Annotated in this window: 14 protein-coding genes and 2 tRNA genes; 9 read left to right on the forward strand and 7 right to left on the reverse strand. The window is 65.1% G+C overall.

The genetic code is table 11. The features are described from left to right. Positions 1 to 2 precede the first annotated feature (2 nt). From QQK25_RS04940 to QQK25_RS04955, 4 genes are all read right to left on the reverse strand, one after another. Positions 3 to 1076: an ABC-three component system protein gene (locus QQK25_RS04940; RefSeq protein WP_284186947.1), complete on the reverse strand. Its 1074-nt coding sequence runs from the start codon at positions 1074 to 1076 to the stop codon at positions 3 to 5. A gap of 866 nt (positions 1077 to 1942) precedes the next feature. Next, positions 1943 to 2018, reverse strand: a tRNA-Asn gene (locus QQK25_RS04945). A 55-nt stretch (positions 2019 to 2073) separates the two neighbouring features. Then, a tRNA-Asn gene (locus QQK25_RS04950) sits at positions 2074 to 2149 on the reverse strand. 98 nt (positions 2150 to 2247) lie between these two features. Further along, complete coding sequence (locus QQK25_RS04955; RefSeq protein ID WP_284186948.1) at positions 2248 to 3456, reverse strand: amino acid aminotransferase; 1209 nt, start codon at positions 3454 to 3456, stop codon at positions 2248 to 2250. A gap of 118 nt (positions 3457 to 3574) precedes the next feature. On the opposite strand from QQK25_RS04955, the gene uvrB reads away from it, so the two are divergent. Beyond that, the gene (gene uvrB, locus QQK25_RS04960) at positions 3575 to 5659 is read left to right on the forward strand and encodes an excinuclease ABC subunit UvrB (RefSeq protein WP_284186949.1); all 2085 of its coding nucleotides are present in this window, start codon (positions 3575 to 3577) and stop codon (positions 5657 to 5659) included. Between the two features lie 78 nt (positions 5660 to 5737). Further along, entirely contained in the window at positions 5738 to 6229 is a 492-nt protein-coding gene (locus tag QQK25_RS04965) for a low molecular weight protein-tyrosine-phosphatase (RefSeq protein ID WP_306664079.1), read from the forward strand. Positions 6230 to 6320: 91 nt separating this feature from the next. Here the strand turns inward: QQK25_RS04965 and QQK25_RS04970 are convergent, their stop codons facing one another. After that, positions 6321 to 9311, reverse strand: coding sequence for an Rne/Rng family ribonuclease (locus QQK25_RS04970; RefSeq protein WP_284186950.1), 2991 nt, complete (start codon positions 9309 to 9311; stop codon positions 6321 to 6323). A gap of 685 nt (positions 9312 to 9996) precedes the next feature. On the opposite strand from QQK25_RS04970, the gene QQK25_RS04975 reads away from it, so the two are divergent. Genes QQK25_RS04975 through QQK25_RS04985 form a run of 3 tightly spaced genes read left to right on the forward strand, consistent with a single transcriptional unit; the run spans position 9997 to position 11931 of the window. After that, a complete protein-coding gene (locus QQK25_RS04975) occupies positions 9997 to 10953 on the forward strand; it encodes an RluA family pseudouridine synthase (protein ID WP_284186951.1) in 957 nt (318 codons plus the stop codon). Beyond that, entirely contained in the window at positions 10946 to 11608 is a 663-nt protein-coding gene (locus QQK25_RS04980) for an HAD-IA family hydrolase (protein ID WP_284186952.1), read from the forward strand. Before QQK25_RS04975 ends, QQK25_RS04980 begins: the two co-directional genes overlap by 8 nt. Before the next feature lie 5 nt (positions 11609 to 11613). Beyond that, positions 11614 to 11931 carry a Rieske (2Fe-2S) protein gene (locus tag QQK25_RS04985; RefSeq protein WP_284186980.1) on the forward strand — a complete coding sequence of 106 codons (318 nt, stop codon included), beginning with the start codon at positions 11614 to 11616 and terminating at the stop codon, positions 11929 to 11931. Between the two features lie 23 nt (positions 11932 to 11954). On the opposite strand, the gene QQK25_RS04990 is transcribed toward QQK25_RS04985, so the two are convergent. Together QQK25_RS04990 and QQK25_RS04995 are read right to left on the reverse strand one after the other, a co-directional pair. Further along, the gene (locus QQK25_RS04990) at positions 11955 to 12674 is read right to left on the reverse strand and encodes an SAM-dependent methyltransferase (protein WP_284186953.1); all 720 of its coding nucleotides are present in this window, start codon (positions 12672 to 12674) and stop codon (positions 11955 to 11957) included. Further along, positions 12671 to 13246, reverse strand: coding sequence for a Maf family protein (locus QQK25_RS04995; RefSeq protein ID WP_284186954.1), 576 nt, complete (start codon positions 13244 to 13246; stop codon positions 12671 to 12673). The genes QQK25_RS04990 and QQK25_RS04995 overlap by 4 nt, the downstream gene beginning before the upstream one ends. Positions 13247 to 13334: 88 nt before the next feature. Between QQK25_RS04995 and QQK25_RS05000 the strand changes: the two genes are divergently transcribed. From QQK25_RS05000 to QQK25_RS05015, 4 genes are all read left to right on the forward strand, one after another. Further along, positions 13335 to 13829 (forward strand): YceD family protein, encoded by a 495-nt coding sequence (locus tag QQK25_RS05000; protein WP_284186955.1) that lies wholly within the window; start codon positions 13335 to 13337, stop codon positions 13827 to 13829. A 21-nt stretch (positions 13830 to 13850) separates the two neighbouring features. Continuing rightward, on the forward strand, positions 13851 to 14030 hold the full coding sequence (rpmF, locus tag QQK25_RS05005) for a 50S ribosomal protein L32 (protein WP_079435603.1): 180 nt from the start codon (positions 13851 to 13853) through the stop codon (positions 14028 to 14030). An 88-nt stretch (positions 14031 to 14118) separates the two neighbouring features. Beyond that, on the forward strand, positions 14119 to 15132 hold the full coding sequence (plsX, locus tag QQK25_RS05010) for a phosphate acyltransferase PlsX (RefSeq protein WP_153161508.1): 1014 nt from the start codon (positions 14119 to 14121) through the stop codon (positions 15130 to 15132). Then, on the forward strand, positions 15129 to 16094 hold the full coding sequence (locus tag QQK25_RS05015; protein WP_284186956.1) for a beta-ketoacyl-ACP synthase III: 966 nt from the start codon (positions 15129 to 15131) through the stop codon (positions 16092 to 16094). Before plsX ends, QQK25_RS05015 begins: the two co-directional genes overlap by 4 nt. The last annotated feature ends 5 nt before the right edge of the window (positions 16095 to 16099 follow it).

The raw sequence follows: 16099 nt of genomic DNA on the forward strand, positions 1-16099 counted from the left end.
TGTCACGCGGCCTTTTTGATCTTGAGTTGCTGCTCGAAATCTGGATGCCATCCGATCGACATGTCATCGGCGAGCCAGTGAAAGCACCCCGGAATGAAGTGATCCGGCGGCTGCATGGCTTGTAGGGGCAAGGTGAGGCCAATGCAGTCGGAGTACAGCATCTGTCCCTGCAGATCACCTGGCTTGCTGCCATGCTCAATGCCACAGGCGCGTCGCTTGTTCTTCCAACTCCGCTTCAGCGCCGCATCCAGATCATCGAACGAGGACGCATCGACTTCCCCGCTGAGGGCCCAGTTGGTGCGGTCGGCGGCGGCCATCAGATAGTCGCTCACGGCCTCTAGCTTATCCTCGAAGGGAAGCCCGATGAGATCCAGTTGCTGAACGAAAATCTTCGGCAATAGACCGCAGGATTCTTCTTCGCTTGGCGGCTTGGCACGGCTCAGCAGCACAGTGTCTCGATCGATCTTTCGCAGGTAGGAGGTGTACCAGCCATAGAACACGTCGCGGGCAATGACGGCCGGCAGCCCGGCCTCCAACAACTCATCCACCCGCCTCTTCACTACTCCGCACATGTGGTCGGCGATGTCCACGACCTTGGAAGGGGAAACCGGATGAGTACGAATCACGGCTTCGATGTCGGCTTGGGGGCTACCACTACCATGGGTCAGCTGGAAGTTGCAGATGATCCGTTCGAGGCAGGCTGGGTCTGCAGTAAACACGCTCTCCAGATAGGGAGCGATCTCGTCTGCCACAGTGTTTTTCAACGCGAAGTCTGGCGATTTTCCCCACAAGGTGTCGCGCGCTTGCGCAATGGCCTCACGCGCTTGCTCTAGCGTACGGGCATTGGCGAATGCCTCAACGAGCCCGCCACCGACCGGACGGGAGACATAGATCTCGAAGACCGTCTTTTCTAAGTCGTAATCAGAACCAGTTGCTAACGTCGTCCAATTGGATAGCGTCTTCCACAGCGACTTGGCGCGGTCGGCAACTGGATTGGCCGTCAGTGCGCTCTTGCTTTGGATCAAGCGCGCGCCTTTGTCTGGATGCTGCTGGGCAACATCGTCGAGGTACTCCATGCTGCAAAAGCTCCCGGAGGGCGCCTCCAAGAGGAGTTGCGTCATACGCGTATACTGGAGGGCATAGCCTAATGCTTGGCCCGGCACCTCGGTTCTTCGCTTTTTGGAATGGGGGGATCCGCGTCGCTTCGACGTCGCCATTCAGCTCGCCCTCGACTGATTTGTATGCCATCTTACAATGAGAATCTATTCTAGATACAAGCAAAAGGCTAGGTCTCGCATGAGCGTGCTCGACCGAGACTGCGCACACCTAAAATACTTGCTTGAGTTCTGTGCAGCAGGCTCAGCATGAGCAGCAACTCAGAATGAACTTAACCGACTGGCACCTTTCGCTGCTAGCAACTGCTCTGGCGCTGATCCCGCAAGCTCCGCCTGCAGCCGTAAAAGCTTAAGCGTCCCTGCGGGTCAAGCAACAGTCGGGCCGCCCCGCACCGGGCCCACAGGAGCCCGCTAAAGCGATTTAGCCATGCATTGGTTGTTTGAGATGGTGTCAATCGGCGTACTGCATAGACCCCCTTGTCGAGATTGACACCAAGAACGATCAGCCGCTTGAAGTCCACCCGAGCGCCGGTCTGTGCCGGTCTTGGGGCGAGGGAGTGCGTTGAAGAGGCTGTGTTTCTAGGCGCAGTGCCACTGCGAGAGCACGGCAGCGGGTGGGCGCGGGTGCAGTCGCATTGGGGGGCGGGCGCGCAGCAGAGCCGGGCCTATGGAGTGAAGAGTGGCGGGGGCTGCCATCGGGCGGTGACGGCCGAGCGGAAGTCATCCGATGGGTGATCCAGTCTCCGGCATCGCCGCCCCCGGACCAGCAATCGACCAGACAACAAAAAAGCCAACCCTCGCGGATTGGCTTTTCTGCTTGCTTGTCTTGGCTCCTCGACCTGGGCTCGAACCAGGGACCTACGGATTAACAGTCCGGCGCTCTACCGACTGAGCTATCGAGGATCTGACGGGTTGGTCACGTGTTTCAAACAACAAAACACATCACCGCAAATTGTTCTGGCTCCTCGACCTGGGCTCGAACCAGGGACCTACGGATTAACAGTCCGGCGCTCTACCGACTGAGCTATCGAGGAACAGAGGCGCGCATTTTAGAAGCCGGCCTTGATTACGTCAAGGCCTTTTGCGCGTTTTTTTGCCCCCGGCGAGCCGGGGGCGGGTGAAACAGGATGGCTTAAGCCTTGATCACGGCGGCGATGGCGTCGGCGACGTAGTCGAGGTTCTTGCTGTTGAGGGCGGCCAGGCAGATGCGGCCAGTGCCGACGGCGTAGATGCCGAACTCGTCCTTCATGCGCTCGACCTGGGCGGCGGTGAGGCCGGTGTAGGAGAACATGCCGCGCTGCTTGATGACGAAGGAGAAGTCCTGGTCGACCTTGCGGGCGGCCAGCTGCTCGACGAGGCCGGTGCGCATGGCGCGGATGCGGTCACGCATGCCGGCCAGCTCGGCTTCCCACTCGGCGCGCAGGGCGGGGGTGGACAGCACCGCGGCGACAACGGCGCCGCCGTGGATCGGCGGGTTGGAGTAGTTGGTGCGGATCACGCGCTTGAGCTGGGAGAGCACGCGGGTGGATTCGTCCTTGCTCTGGGTGACGATGGACAGGGCGCCGACGCGCTCGCCGTACAGCGAGAAGCTCTTGGAGAACGAGCTGGACACGAAGAACGACAGGCCGGAGGCCGAGAACAGGTTGACCGCGACGGCGTCCGGCTCGATGCCGTCGGCGAAGCCCTGGTAGGCCATGTCGAGGAAGGGGATGAGGCCGCGGGCCGCACAGGCCTTGACCACTTCGGCCCACTGGGCTTCGGTGAGGTCGGCGCCGGTGGGGTTGTGGCAGCAGGCGTGCAGCACGATCACGGAGCCGGCCGGCAGGCTGTTCAGCTTGGCGATCATCGCCTCGGCGTTGGCGCCGCGGGTTTCCGGGTTGTAGTAGGGGTAGGTGTCGACCGGGAAGCCGGCGGCTTCGAACAGCGCGCGGTGGTTTTCCCAGGACGGATCGGAGATGTAGACGGTGGCGTCGGGCACGACGCGCTTGATGAGATCCGCGCCGATGCGCAGGGCGCCGGTGCCGCCGAGGGCCTGGGCGGTGACGACGCGGCCGTCACGGATGATGGCGCTGTCGGCACCGAACAGCAGGTTCTGCACGGCGTTGTTGTAGGCGGCCGGGCCTTCGATGGGCTGGTAGCCACGGGGCGGGGCGGCTTCGAGGCGGGCTTTCTCGGCGGTCTTGACGGCGCCGAGCAGGGGGATCTTGCCGTTGTCGTCGAAGTAGACGCCAACGCCGAGGTTGACCTTGGTGCTGCGGGTGTCCGCGTTGAAGGCTTCATTGAGGCCGAGGATCGGATCGCGGGGGGCCAGTTCCACTGCAGCAAAGATCGAAGAGCTCATGGGTTCTCCAGAAGGGGCGAAGGGAGCGGGGCGCTTTGTGGCGCTCGCTGGGTGATAATACGAGGCTGCCCGCCTGGTTTGCGGGTGCCACCGTTTGACTCAAGACAGAAATTTTATCATGGCCGATCAATCAGGTAGCGGGAGCGTGGTGGTTTTCGAGGGTAGCCCGTTCCGGCTTCACCAGCCCTTTGCGCCGGGCGGCGACCAGCCGGAGGCAATCCGGAAGCTCGTCGAGGGCATCGGCGACGGCCTGATGTTCCAGACGCTGCTGGGCGTGACCGGCTCCGGCAAGACCTACACGATGGCCAACGTCATCGCCCGCTGCGGCCGGCCGGCGCTGGTGCTGGCTCACAACAAGACGCTGGCGGCGCAGCTGTATTCGGAGTTCCGCGAGTTCTTTCCCGAGAACGCGGTGGAGTACTTCGTGAGCTACTACGACTACTACCAGCCCGAGGCCTACGTGCCGTCGCGGGACCTCTTCATCGAGAAGGACTCGTCGATCAACGAGCACATCGAGCAGATGCGCCTGTCGGCCACCAAGAGCCTGATGGAACGGCGCGACGTGGTGATCGTGGCGTCGGTGTCGTGCATCTACGGTATCGGCGATCCGGGCGATTACCACGCGATGGTGCTGCACCTGCGCGAAGGCGAGCAGATGGCTCACCGGGATCTGGTGCAGCGTCTGGTGGCGATGCAGTACGACCGGGCCGACGTGGATTTCAAGCGCGGCACCTTCCGGGTGCGGGGCGACGTGATCGACATCTTCCCGGCGGAAAACGCCGAGTACGCGCTGCGCGTCGAGATGTTCGACGACGAGATCGAGCACCTCACGCTGTTCGATCCGCTTACCGGCCACCTCAAGCAGAAGATCGTGCGCTTCACGGTGTATCCGTCGAGCCACTACGTGACGCCGCGGGCCACGGTGCTGAAGGCCATCGAGGGCATCAAGGATGAGCTGCGCGAGCGCATCGAGGTGTTCCAGAAGCAGGGCAAGCTGGTCGAGGCCCAGCGCATCGAGCAGCGCACCCGCTTTGATCTGGAGATGCTCAACGAGCTGGGCTTCTGCAAGGGCATCGAGAACTACTCGCGCCATCTGTCAGGCCGCGAGCCCGGCGCCGCGCCGCCGACGCTGATCGACTACCTGCCGGCTGACGGCCTGATGTTCATCGACGAATCCCACGTGTCGATCGGGCAGGTGGGTGCGATGTACAAGGGCGACCGCTCGCGCAAGGAGAACCTCGTCGAATACGGCTTCCGCCTGCCCTCGGCGCTGGACAACCGGCCGCTCAAATTCGAGGAGTTCGAGCGCCTGCTGCCCCAGACGGTGTTCGTCTCGGCCACGCCGGCGGCCTACGAGAAGGAACATCAGGGCCAGGTGGTGGAGCAGGTGGTGCGCCCGACCGGCCTGGTGGACCCGATCATCATCGTGCGGCCCGCGACCACGCAGGTGGATGATCTGCTGGGCGAGATCAAGAAGCGCCTCGATGTAAAGGAGCGCATCCTCGTCACCGTGCTGACCAAGCGCATGGCCGAGGATCTGACCGAATACCTGGCCGAGAACGGCATCCGGGTGCGCTACCTGCACTCGGACATCGACACCGTCGAGCGGGTCGAGATCATCCGCGACCTGCGCCTGGGCGAGTTCGACGTGCTGGTGGGCATCAACCTGCTGCGGGAAGGCCTGGACATCCCCGAGGTGTCGCTGGTGGCGATCCTCGACGCGGACAAGGAAGGTTTCCTGCGTTCCGAGCGTTCGCTGATCCAGACCATCGGCCGTGCCGCCCGCCACCTGCATGGCACCGCCATCCTCTACGCCGACCGGATCACCGATTCGATGAAAGCCGCCATCGGCGAAACCGAGCGTCGCCGTGCCCGGCAGATCGCCTTCAACGAGGCGAACGGGATTACGCCCAAGTCCGTGACAAAACGCATCAAAGACATCATCGACGGTGTCTATGATGCAGGATCGGAGGCAGATGCGACGTCCGCCGGGGAGGCCCGGAGCGACTACGCGGCCCTTGATGAGAAAGCACTGGCGAAGACCATCCGCCAGCTCGAGAAGGAAATGCAGGAACACGCCCGCAACCTGGAATTCGAGAAAGCCGCGGCTGCCCGCGACAAGCTCTTCCGGCTGCGCCAGCAGGCATTCGGGGCCGACGCCCACGATCTGCCCGGCGGGTCCCGACCGAACGCCACAGGCTGAGAGATTCGAAAATTGGTGCTTGCTCTTGTACGTTCCGCCCGCCGGCTGTTTAAATTGCCGGCAGGAGGGACACCCATAATGAAAATACTATTCGTCTGCACCGGCAATATCTGCCGGTCGCCGACAGCAGAGGGCGTTGCACGTCGCTGGTTGGCGATGGCCGGGATGGATAGCGCGGTCGGCGTCGATTCGGCGGGCATCCAGGGCTATCACGCGGGCGAGGCGCCCGATCCCCGCACCCAGACTGCGGCCCTGAGGCGAGGCTACGATCTTTCCCGTCTGCGCGCCCGCAAGGTCCAGCCCAAGGACTACGCCGAGTTCGACCTGCTGCTGGCGATGGACCGGGATCACTTTCACTACCTGCGCGATCGCGCGCCCGAAGGCTGCAAGCACAAGGTGCGCATGTTCATGAGTTTTGCCCAGCGTCATCGCCGCGATGATGTACCGGACCCGTACTACGGCGGCCTCACCGGCTTCGACGCGGTGCTCGACATGTGCGAGGACGCCGTGCAGGGGCTGATCGAGGAGATCCGCCCCGAGGTGGAGCGCCGCCGCCAGTCGGCTGTCTGACCGCCCGGCTGCGCCGGTTTGTCCGGTGCTGCAGCTACAAACGAAAAGGCCAACCCCGAGGGGTTGGCCTTTTTGCTGGGTGGTGCCGGGGTTACTTCGGCCCGGTTTCCACCTGGACCAGCGGCTCTTCAGCCACGACGGCCGGGGCGCGGCGGCGGCGGCCGAGGGGCTGCGCAGGGGCTTGCTCCGGCTGGAAGGACTTCGTCGCATCCGAACGGGTTTCGATCAGCACCAGGCCGCTTTCTTCAAGGGCGACGGAGAGATCAGCCGGTGCGCTCGGCGCCGGGGCGGCGACGGGCTCGGCTGCAGCGACGGGTTCCACCACGGCCTCGACCGGCGCTGCGATGGTTTCGACAACCACCGGCGCGGCCTCGACAGCCACCGGTTGGGCGACCACTTCGACCGGCGCTTCGACCACCGGGGTGGTCTCGGCTTCACGGGCGGCGGCAGCAACCTGTTCGATCAGACTGCCAGCTTCAGCCACCGGTGCCGGCGCGGCTTCGGCCTGCACTTCGGCGATCACCGGCCGGGCGGCTTCGACGACAGCCTCGACAACCGGGGTTTCGGCCACGGCCACTTCGGCAGGCGCAGCCTCGACGGCGGCTTCGGTCACTTCGGCAGCCGGGGCGGCTTCGACGACCGGAGCGGTCTCGACCACTGCCGGGGCTTCGGCGACGACCGGCGCCGGGGTGGCTTCGGCCGGAGCGGCTTCGGTCACGGCAGGTGCGGCTTCGGCCTGGACGGCTTCGGCGGCGGGCTGGGCCTGATCGCCGATTTCCAGTTCGCCCTGGGCGGCGGCTTCGGTGCTGGTGCCTTCCTCGTTGCGACGACCACCGCGACGGCCACGACGACCGCGGCGGCTGCGTTCGGCGCCGGCTTCGCCATCGGCGGCAGCCGGAGCTGCACCTTCGGGGGTGGAGACGGCAGCCACGGCGGCGACGGCGGTCAGCTGCTCGGCGCTGGCGACGATGCCTTCGGCTTCGGCGGCAGGCTTGGCGGCCTGGCCGTTACGGTTGCGGCCGCGTTCGCCACGTTCGGCGCGCTCTGCACGCTCGCCGTTACGGCCTTCGCGTTCGGGGCGCTCGGCGCGCTCCTGACGCTCACCGCGTTCCTGGCGTTCGCCACGCTGGCGCTGGGGCTTTTCGCGGGCCTCGGCCTGGGCTTCGGGGGCGGCGGCGCTGCGGTTGGTGTCGCGACCTTCGCGTTCGCCACGTTCGGCGCGCTCGCCACGTTCGCCACGCTCTTCGCGCTGACCGTCGCGGCGGCCACGGCCACCGTCACGGCGACCGTTGCGTTCGTTGCGGCCGCGGGATTCGCGACGCTGGGGTTCCGGTTGGGCAACCACCGGGGCCGGCGCAGCGGCGGGCTTCTCGCCGCGGAAGAAGGCGAAGATGCGGGACAGCAGGCCCGGCTGGCTTTCCGGCACCGGGGCCGGTGCCGGGGCGGCAACCTTGGGTTCGACAACCGGGGCCGGCTGGTCGGGAGTGATGCCCTTGACGGCGGCTTCCTGGCGGGCCGGGCGGTCGGTGTTGGCCGACGGCGGGGTGTAGGTTTCGTCGGCCGGCTTGGTGGCCATGCGATAGCTCGGGACGGCGCTCTCTTCCAGGTTGAGCTGGTCGTGGCGCAGGCGGACGATCTCGTGCTGCGGGGTTTCGAGATGGCGGTTGGGGATCAGCACCAGGCTGACCTTGTGGCGGATCTCGATCTTTGCGATGTCGTCGCGCTTCTCGTTGAGGAGGAAGGTGGCGACATCCACCGGAACCTGGCAGTGCAGGGCGCCGGTGTTGTCCTTCATGGCCTCTTCTTCGAGGATGCGCAGGATGTGCAGCGCGGACGACTCGGTGCTGCGGATGTGGCCGGTGCCGTTACAGCGCGGGCACGGGATGTAGCTGGTCTCGGCGAGGGCCGGGCGCAGACGCTGGCGGGACAGCTCGAGCAGGCCGAAGCGGCTGATCTTGCCGGTCTGGACGCGGGCGCGGTCGTAGCGCAGGGCGTCGCGCAGGCGGTTCTCGACCTCGCGCTGGTTCTTCTGGGACTCCATGTCGATGAAGTCGATGACGATCAGGCCGCCAAGGTCGCGCAGGCGCAGCTGACGGGCCACTTCGTCGGCGGCTTCGCAGTTGGTCTTGAACGCGGTTTCCTCGATGTCGGCACCGCGGGTGGCGCGGCCGGAGTTCACGTCGACGGACACCAGGGCTTCGGTGTGGTCGATCACGATGGCGCCGCCGGAGGGCAGGCTCACCTGACGCGAGTAGGCGGATTCGATCTGGTGTTCGATCTGGAAGCGCGAGAAAAGCGGCACGTCGTCGTGGTAGCGCTTCACGCGGCCGACGTTCTGCGGCATGACGTGGGCCATGAACTGGCGCGCCTGCTCATAGACGTCGTCGGTGTCGATCAGGATCTCGCCGATGTCGGGCTGGAAGTAGTCGCGGATCGCGCGGATCACGAGGCTGCCTTCCTGGTAGATCAGGAACGCGCCTTCCTGGGACTGGGCGGCGCCGTCGATGGCGCGCCACAGTTGCAGGAGGTAGTTCAAGTCCCATTGCAGCTCTTCGGCGTTGCGGCCGATGGCGGCGGTGCGGGCGATCAGGCTCATGCCGCCGGGCACTTCGAGCTGGTCCATCACGTCGCGCAGCTCGGCGCGCTCGTCACCCTCGACACGGCGCGAAACGCCACCGCCGCGGGGGTTGTTGGGCATCAGCACGAGGTAGCGGCCGGCCAGCGAGACGAAGGTGGTGAGGGCGGCGCCCTTGTTGCCACGTTCGTCCTTCTCGACCTGGACGATCAGTTCCTGGCCTTCCTTCAGGGCTTCCTTGATGGACGCACGGCTGGCTTCGACACCAGGCTGGAAGTAGGCGCGGGAGATTTCCTTGAACGGCAGAAAGCCGTGGCGCTCGGCACCATAGTCGACAAACGCGGCTTCGAGGCTGGGCTCGATGCGCGTGATGACGGCTTTGTAGATGTTGCTTTTGCGTTGTTCCTTGGCGGCCGATTCAATGTCGAGGTCAATGAGTTTCTGACCATCGACAATGGCAACGCGGAGTTCCTCGGCCTGCGTTGCATTGAAGAGCATTCGCTTCATTCGTCTTCTTCTCCCGCGTGGCACACGGGCAGGACGAACCGCACCACCGCTCAGTTGCGGTGATTTAGTTTGGCGTGATCGAACCGATCCTTCATCAAGGGAAAATCAAACTAAAGTGGGTGGGCGGGATTCGTCTATCGCACCCTGAACCGCATCTGATGCTTGGGGCGCCGGAACAACGTGGCGGAATTCGTCGGGCCCGGGCTTCCGGAGCGCAGCGCACTCTCAGTGCGTTGCCGATCCTCAGTACGGGCGCCGGTCTGTCCGGCACGGTGCGTTCATGCGCCCCGGAGGCTGCGAAGTGCCTGCAGCTTCGCCTGGTCTCGCAAGGCTGGAACGGCGTGCGTACGATCGGGTACGACGGCGTATGGCGTTGCGACCTCGGGCCGGCTTGCAGGGAATGCTCCGCGGCCCCGGTTCAGGGCCGTCAATCTGCGTGTGCGCCTGCGCGCAATTGGTACAAGTTTATTGTCGAATAAAGTACCATCGCCCTCTTTTTGTCCGGCGACGGACCTTCCTTTGGTTTTTCGGGAGCGGTGAGGGTGCCGGATAACTCGGCTTGGAGTCCTCTGCACAGAGTCGCTCTGGGGCGGCGCGGGCCGGTGTTGATTCACATGACAACACGCTTCTGGCGGGCGCGACGCATCAGGACCGAAAAAACCGCTCAACAGTATATTTCAAAACGATGGCCTTGAGTAAAGCTCCCGCAGTGCGCCACGAGCGCGTCGACGACGCGAGCGCCGGTCAGCGCATCGACAATTTTCTGGTGCGCGTCTGCAAGGGCGTGCCGAAGAGTCACATCTACCGCATCCTGAGAAGCGGCGAGGTGCGGGTCAATAGCCGTCGGGTGGATCAGACCTATCGCGTGCAGATCGGGGACGAAGTGCGCATCCCGCCGATCCGCATCGCCGAGAAGGAAAACGCCGCGCCGGTGCCCATGGGCAAGCCCTTCGACATCGCCTACGAGGACGACGCGCTGCTGGTGCTCGACAAGCCCGCCGGGCTGGCGGTGCATGGCGGCAGCGGGGTGAGCTTTGGCCTGATCGAACAGCTGCGGCGCCAGCGGCCGGAGGCGAAGTTCCTCGAACTGGTGCATCGCCTCGACCGGGAGACTTCGGGCCTGTTGATCGTCGCCAAGAAGCGCAGCGCGCTCACGGTGCTCCACGACATGATGCGTGACGGCAAGGTGCAGAAGCGTTATCTCACGCTCGTCTCCGGGCGCTGGCTGAACGCCCAGCAGCACATCAAGCAGCCGCTCCTCAAATATCTGCTGGAAAACGGCGAGCGGCGGGTGAGCGTGAATCGCGAAGGCAAGCCGGCCCACAGCATCGTGCGCCTGGTGCGGCGCTGGGCGGGCTACAGTCTGCTGGAGGTCGAGCTGAAGACCGGCCGCACCCACCAGATCCGGGTACATCTCACCCATGCGGGCTTTCCCTTGTGCGGCGACGACAAGTACGGCGACTTCGCCCTCAACAAGCAGCTCGAGAAGGAAGGGCTGGGGCGGATGTTCCTGCACGCGGCAAAGCTCGCCTTCCGCCATCCGCTCACCGATCAGCAGATCGAACTTGCGGCGCCGCTGCCGGCCGAACTGGATGGCTTCCTCGCCGTCGTCGAACAAACCCGGGAGCGGGAATATGGCTAGACCGCAACGCTACGAACTGATCGTCTTCGACTGGGATGGCACGCTGATGGATTCGGCCGCTGCCATCGTCCAGGCGATCCAGGCTGCCAGCGCCGATCTGGGCCTGCCGCCGCCTTCCGACGCCCGGGCGCGTCACGTGATCGGCCTCGGTCTCCAGGACGCGCTGCACCATGCGGTGCCGGAATTGCCCGAATCCGACTATCCGAAGATGGTCGAGCGCTACCGCCATCACTATCTGTCCAGCGATCACGAGCTGACGCTGTTTGACGGCACCCAGGCGCTGATCGCCGATCTCCACGCCCGCGGTCATCTGCTGGCGGTGGCGACCGGCAAGAGCCGCAAGGGGCTCGACCGGGCGCTCGGTTTTACCGGGCTGGGCAAGTATTTCCACGCCACGCGCTGCGCCGACGAGTGCTTCTCGAAGCCCCATCCGGCGATGCTGTTCGAGCTGATGGCCGAGCTGGGCGTGATGGCCGAAACCTGTCTGATGATCGGCGACACGACCCACGACCTGCTGATGGCGAAGAACGCCGGTGTGGATGGGCTGGCCGTGAGTTTTGGCGCCCATCCGGTCGATCAGCTGGTGGCCGAGTCGCCGGTGGCGTGCATCGACACGCCGGCCGGGCTTCGGGCGTGGCTGGAGGCCAACGGTTGATCTGCGTGTCGGCCGATCTCGTCGATGGCGGCGACGGCGTGCGCTTCGTGGTGCAGCGGGGCGGCCGGGATGTGGCGGCCTTTGCGGTGCGTTTCCGGGGCAAGGTCTACGCCTACTTCAACCGCTGCGCCCACGTGGCGGTCGAGCTCGACTGGCAGCCCGGACGCTTCTTCGACAGCGACGGGTTGTATCTGATCTGCGCCACCCACGGCGCCCTGTACCGGCCCGAGAGCGGTGCGTGCGTCGAAGGCCCGTGCCGGGGTGGTCGGCTGGAGATGCTGCCGGTGGTGGAGCGGGATGGCGGGGTGTTTCTCGCCGACTGAGTTTCGCCGACCGAGCGCTGCGGCTAGCTGGCGAGTAGTAGGAAGACCGTCGGGCGCTTGGCCAGATCCGGCGCGGGCGCCTTCTTCCAGTCGGCGATCCGCTTGGTGACAATCCATTCGTCCGCGGTGGTGAGATCCCGGGCGACGCACAGGCGGGTCTCGGGTCCGCAGGCCTGCTTGAGCGCCTCGAACATCCGGTCGTTGCGGTAGGGTGTCTCGATGAACAGCTGGGTGCGCGAGAATCTGGCGGATTCGGCTTCCAGTTCGCGCAGGCGACGCTTGCGCGCCTCCTCGTCGATGGGCAGGTAGCCGTGGAAGGCGAAGCTCTGCCCGTTGAGGCCGGAGGCCATCAGGCCCAGCAACAGCGACGACGGGCCGACCATCGGCACCACCTGGATGCCGGCCTCGTGGGCGCGGCTGACCAGCAGGGCGCCGGGGTCAGCCACCGCCGGGCAGCCGGCCTCGGACATCAATCCGCAGTCGAGCCCGTTCCTGATCGGCGCCAGCAGGCCATCAAGATCGGCCGGGCCCGGGTTTTCGGGCAGCTCGCGGATGTCGAGGTCGCGTAGCGGCCTGGGGTGCTCGAAGCGCTTGAGTTCGGCGCGGGCGGTCTTGGCGTTCTCGACGACGAAGTAATCGAGGCTGCGGGCCCGCATGCCGACTTCGGTCGGCGTGGTGAGGGCGAGGGGCGCCTCGCCCAGGCTGACCGGAATCAGGTAGAGCTTGCCGGCGGCGGTCGTCACGGCAGGGCGACGCCTTCGTGGCGCAGCATGCGGGCCAGGGCGATCAGCGGCAGGCCGACGAGGGCGTTGGGGTCGTCGCCGGAAAGGGCGTCGAGGAGGGTGATGCCCAGGCCTTCCGACTTGGCGCTGCCAGCGCAGTCGAGGGGGCGCTCCTTTTCTACATAGCGGACGATCTCGTCATCGCTGAGGGTGCGAAAGCGCACCTCGGTCGGCACGACGTCGATCTGCGCTTCGCCCGTTGTCGTGTTGAGGAGCGCCAGCGCGGTGTGGAAGATCACGGTCTGGCCGCTCATCTGCTTGAGCTGCGCCACGGCGCGTTCGACGGTGCCGGGCTTGCCGAAGCGGATGTCGCCCATCGCGGCCACCTGGTCGCTGCCGATGATCAGCGCGTCGGCAAAGTTGCCGGCCACGGCGCGGGCCTTTTCGATGGCGAGGCGCTCGGCGGTGCTGCGGGGGGGTTCGCCGGGCAGCGGGCTCTCGTCGATGTCGGGGCGGGCAACTTCGAAGGGCAGGTTGAAGCGCTGGAGGAGTTCGCGGCGATACGCCGACGTGGAAGCAAGAACGAGTTTCATCGATCGGGGTGCTGCGGCGTGAAAAGTGCCGTCGGCCGCTTTGCAGAGTTTTGACACAGGGAGCCGAAAATAATATCATGCCGCTCTTATGTCGCAAGAAAGCTTCGTGATCGACCTTCGGGCGTTGGCCAGAGATGGGCGCCGCCTTGAGGGCGAGGTGCCGGTATCCCGGCTCGGCCGTGTTGCCGAGTCTGTGCTGGAACCCGCCGGAACGGTGGCTTTCGGGTTTCAGGGCGAGCGTGACGGCGAGGGCAAGCTCCACGTCGATCTGTGGATCCGGGGAAGTCTGGTTCTTCAGTGTCAGCGCTGTCTTGAGGCCCTGCAGTGGCCCTGTGAAGTGGAAAATCGTCTTCTGCTCCTCCGTCCCGGCGAAGCGCCGCCGGAAGATGAGCTCGAAAACGATGCGGAAGACGCCCTCGAGGTTGAACCGCTCACGGACCTCCTGGCGCTGGTCGAGGACGAGGTGTTGCTGGCCTTGCCTCTGGTGCCACGTCACGATGATTGCGATCCGCCGGTCAAGGCCGGTGTTGATGAAGAGATTTCGCCCTTCGCCGTTCTGCGTCAGTTGCGCGGCAAGGTTTAAGTATTCCTCAAGGAGTTTTTCATGGCCGTTCAACAGAACAAGAAGTCCCCGTCCAAGCGCGGTATGCATCGTTCCCACGATTTCCTGGTTGCGCCCCCGCTGGCCGTCGAGCCGACCACCGGCGAAGTCCACCTGCGCCACCACGTTTCGCCGTCCGGCGTCTATCGTGGCAAGAAGGTTGCCAAGGCCAAGGGCGAGTAATTCTCCTGGTTGCCAGACGGCGCGACGCCTTCGGGCGGTCGCGCCGTTTTCACAACTTGTCCACCCATTTCTCTCCGTTTAGCGCCGAATGACTGTCACCCTGGCCATTGACTGCATGGGGGGCGATCACGGCCCTTCGGTAACGGTTCCGGCCGCGCTGCATTTTTTGCGCGCTGATCGCGATGCCCGAATTCTCCTGGTCGGTCGCCCGGAGGCCATTGAGCCTCATCTGGGTGGCGCGCTCCAGGAATTCGGTGAGCGCCTGCGCGTGCATCCGGCGTCGGAAGTCGTCGGCATGGACGAGCCGCCGGCGCTCGCCATGCGCAACAAGAAGGATTCATCGATGCGCGTGTCGGTGGATCTGGTCAAGTCGGGCGATGCCCAGGCGGCCGTGTCCGCCGGCAATACCGGTGCGCTGATGGCGATCTCCCGGTTCGTCCTCAAGACCCTCCCTGGCATCGACCGCCCGGCGATCTGCAGCACGCTGCCGAGCATGCGCGGCCTCACCCACATGCTCGATCTGGGTGCCAACGTCGATTGCTCCGCCGAGCATCTGCTCCAGTTCGGCATCATGGGCGCGATGCTGGTGGCGGCCGTCGAGCACAACGAGCGGCCCAGCGTCGGCCTGCTCAACATCGGCGAAGAAGACATCAAGGGCAACGAGATCGTCAAACAGGCCGGTGAGCTCCTGCGCAACAGCGGGCTCAACTTCTACGGCAACGTCGAAGGCAACGACATCTACAAGGGCACGGTCGACGTGGTCGTCTGCGACGGCTTTGTCGGCAACGTGGCGCTCAAGACCTCGGAAGGCCTCGCCCACATGATGGCGACCTTCCTGCGCGAACAGTTCTCCCGCAACTGGATCACCAAGCTGGCGGCATTCTTTGCGATGTCGGCCCTCAAGGGGTTCAAGCACAAGGTGGATTCCCGCCGCTACAACGGCGCGGCCCTGCTGGGGCTGCGCGGTGTGGTGGTGAAGAGTCACGGCTCGGCCGATGCCTTCGCCTTTGAACAGGCGCTCTGGCGGGCGGCGGAAGCCGCGCGCAACAGGCTCATCGAGCGGATCAGCGAACGAATGGAACGTGAAAGGCCTGCGGCATGATTCATGCGCGAGTGATCGGAACCGGCAGCTTTCTGCCCGGTGCGCCCGTCAGCAACAACGATCTGGTGGCCCGGGGTATCGATACCTCGGACGAATGGATTGTCGAACGCACCGGCATCTGCCGGCGTCACCTGGCCGAGCCCGATGTCACGGCGAGCCAACTGGCCTATGAGGCGAGCACCCGGGCGATTGCCGCCGCGGGCTGTCAGCCGGCCGACATCGACCTGATCATCGTCGCCACCTCCACGCCGGATTACATCTTCCCGAGCACCGCCGCGCTGCTGCAGTCAAAGCTGGGCATCGTCAATGGCGGCGCCGCTTTCGACCTGCAGGCGGTATGCACCGGTTTCGCCTACGCCCTCTCGACCGCCGAGAAGTTCATCCGCTCGGGCAGCCACAAGCGTGCGCTGGTCGTGGGCGCCGAAGTCTTCTCGCGCATCCTCGACTGGAACGACCGTGGCACCTGCGTGCTGTTCGGCGATGGCGCAGGCGCCGTGGTGCTGGAGGCGTCCGACAAGCCCGGCATCCTCGCCACCGCGCTGCACGCCGATGGTAGCCACAACGGCATCCTGTGCGTGCCGGGTCAGGTCAATCGCGGTGGCATCACCGGCGACCCCTTCCTCCGCATGGATGGCCAGGCGGTCTTCAAGTTTGCGGTCAAGGTGCTGAGTGACGTGGCGCGCGAGGTGGTCGATCAAGCCGGTCTCACCATCGACGACGTGGACTGGCTGATTCCCCACCAGGCCAACATCCGCATCATGCAGGCCACCGCCAAGCGGCTGGGTGTGCCGACCGAGAAGGTCATCGCCACCGTCAGCGAGCATGGCAACACCTCGGCGGCGTCGATTCCGCTGGCGCTCGACCTCGCCGTGCGCGACGGCCGCATCCAGCGTGGTCACAAGATTCTTCTCGAAGGCGTGGGCGGTGGCTTCACCTGGGGCGCCGCGCTCCTCGAGTTTTAAGCAGT

The organism is Zoogloea oryzae (assembly GCF_030161255.1).
Lineage (GTDB): Bacteria > Pseudomonadota > Gammaproteobacteria > Burkholderiales > Rhodocyclaceae > Zoogloea > Zoogloea oryzae.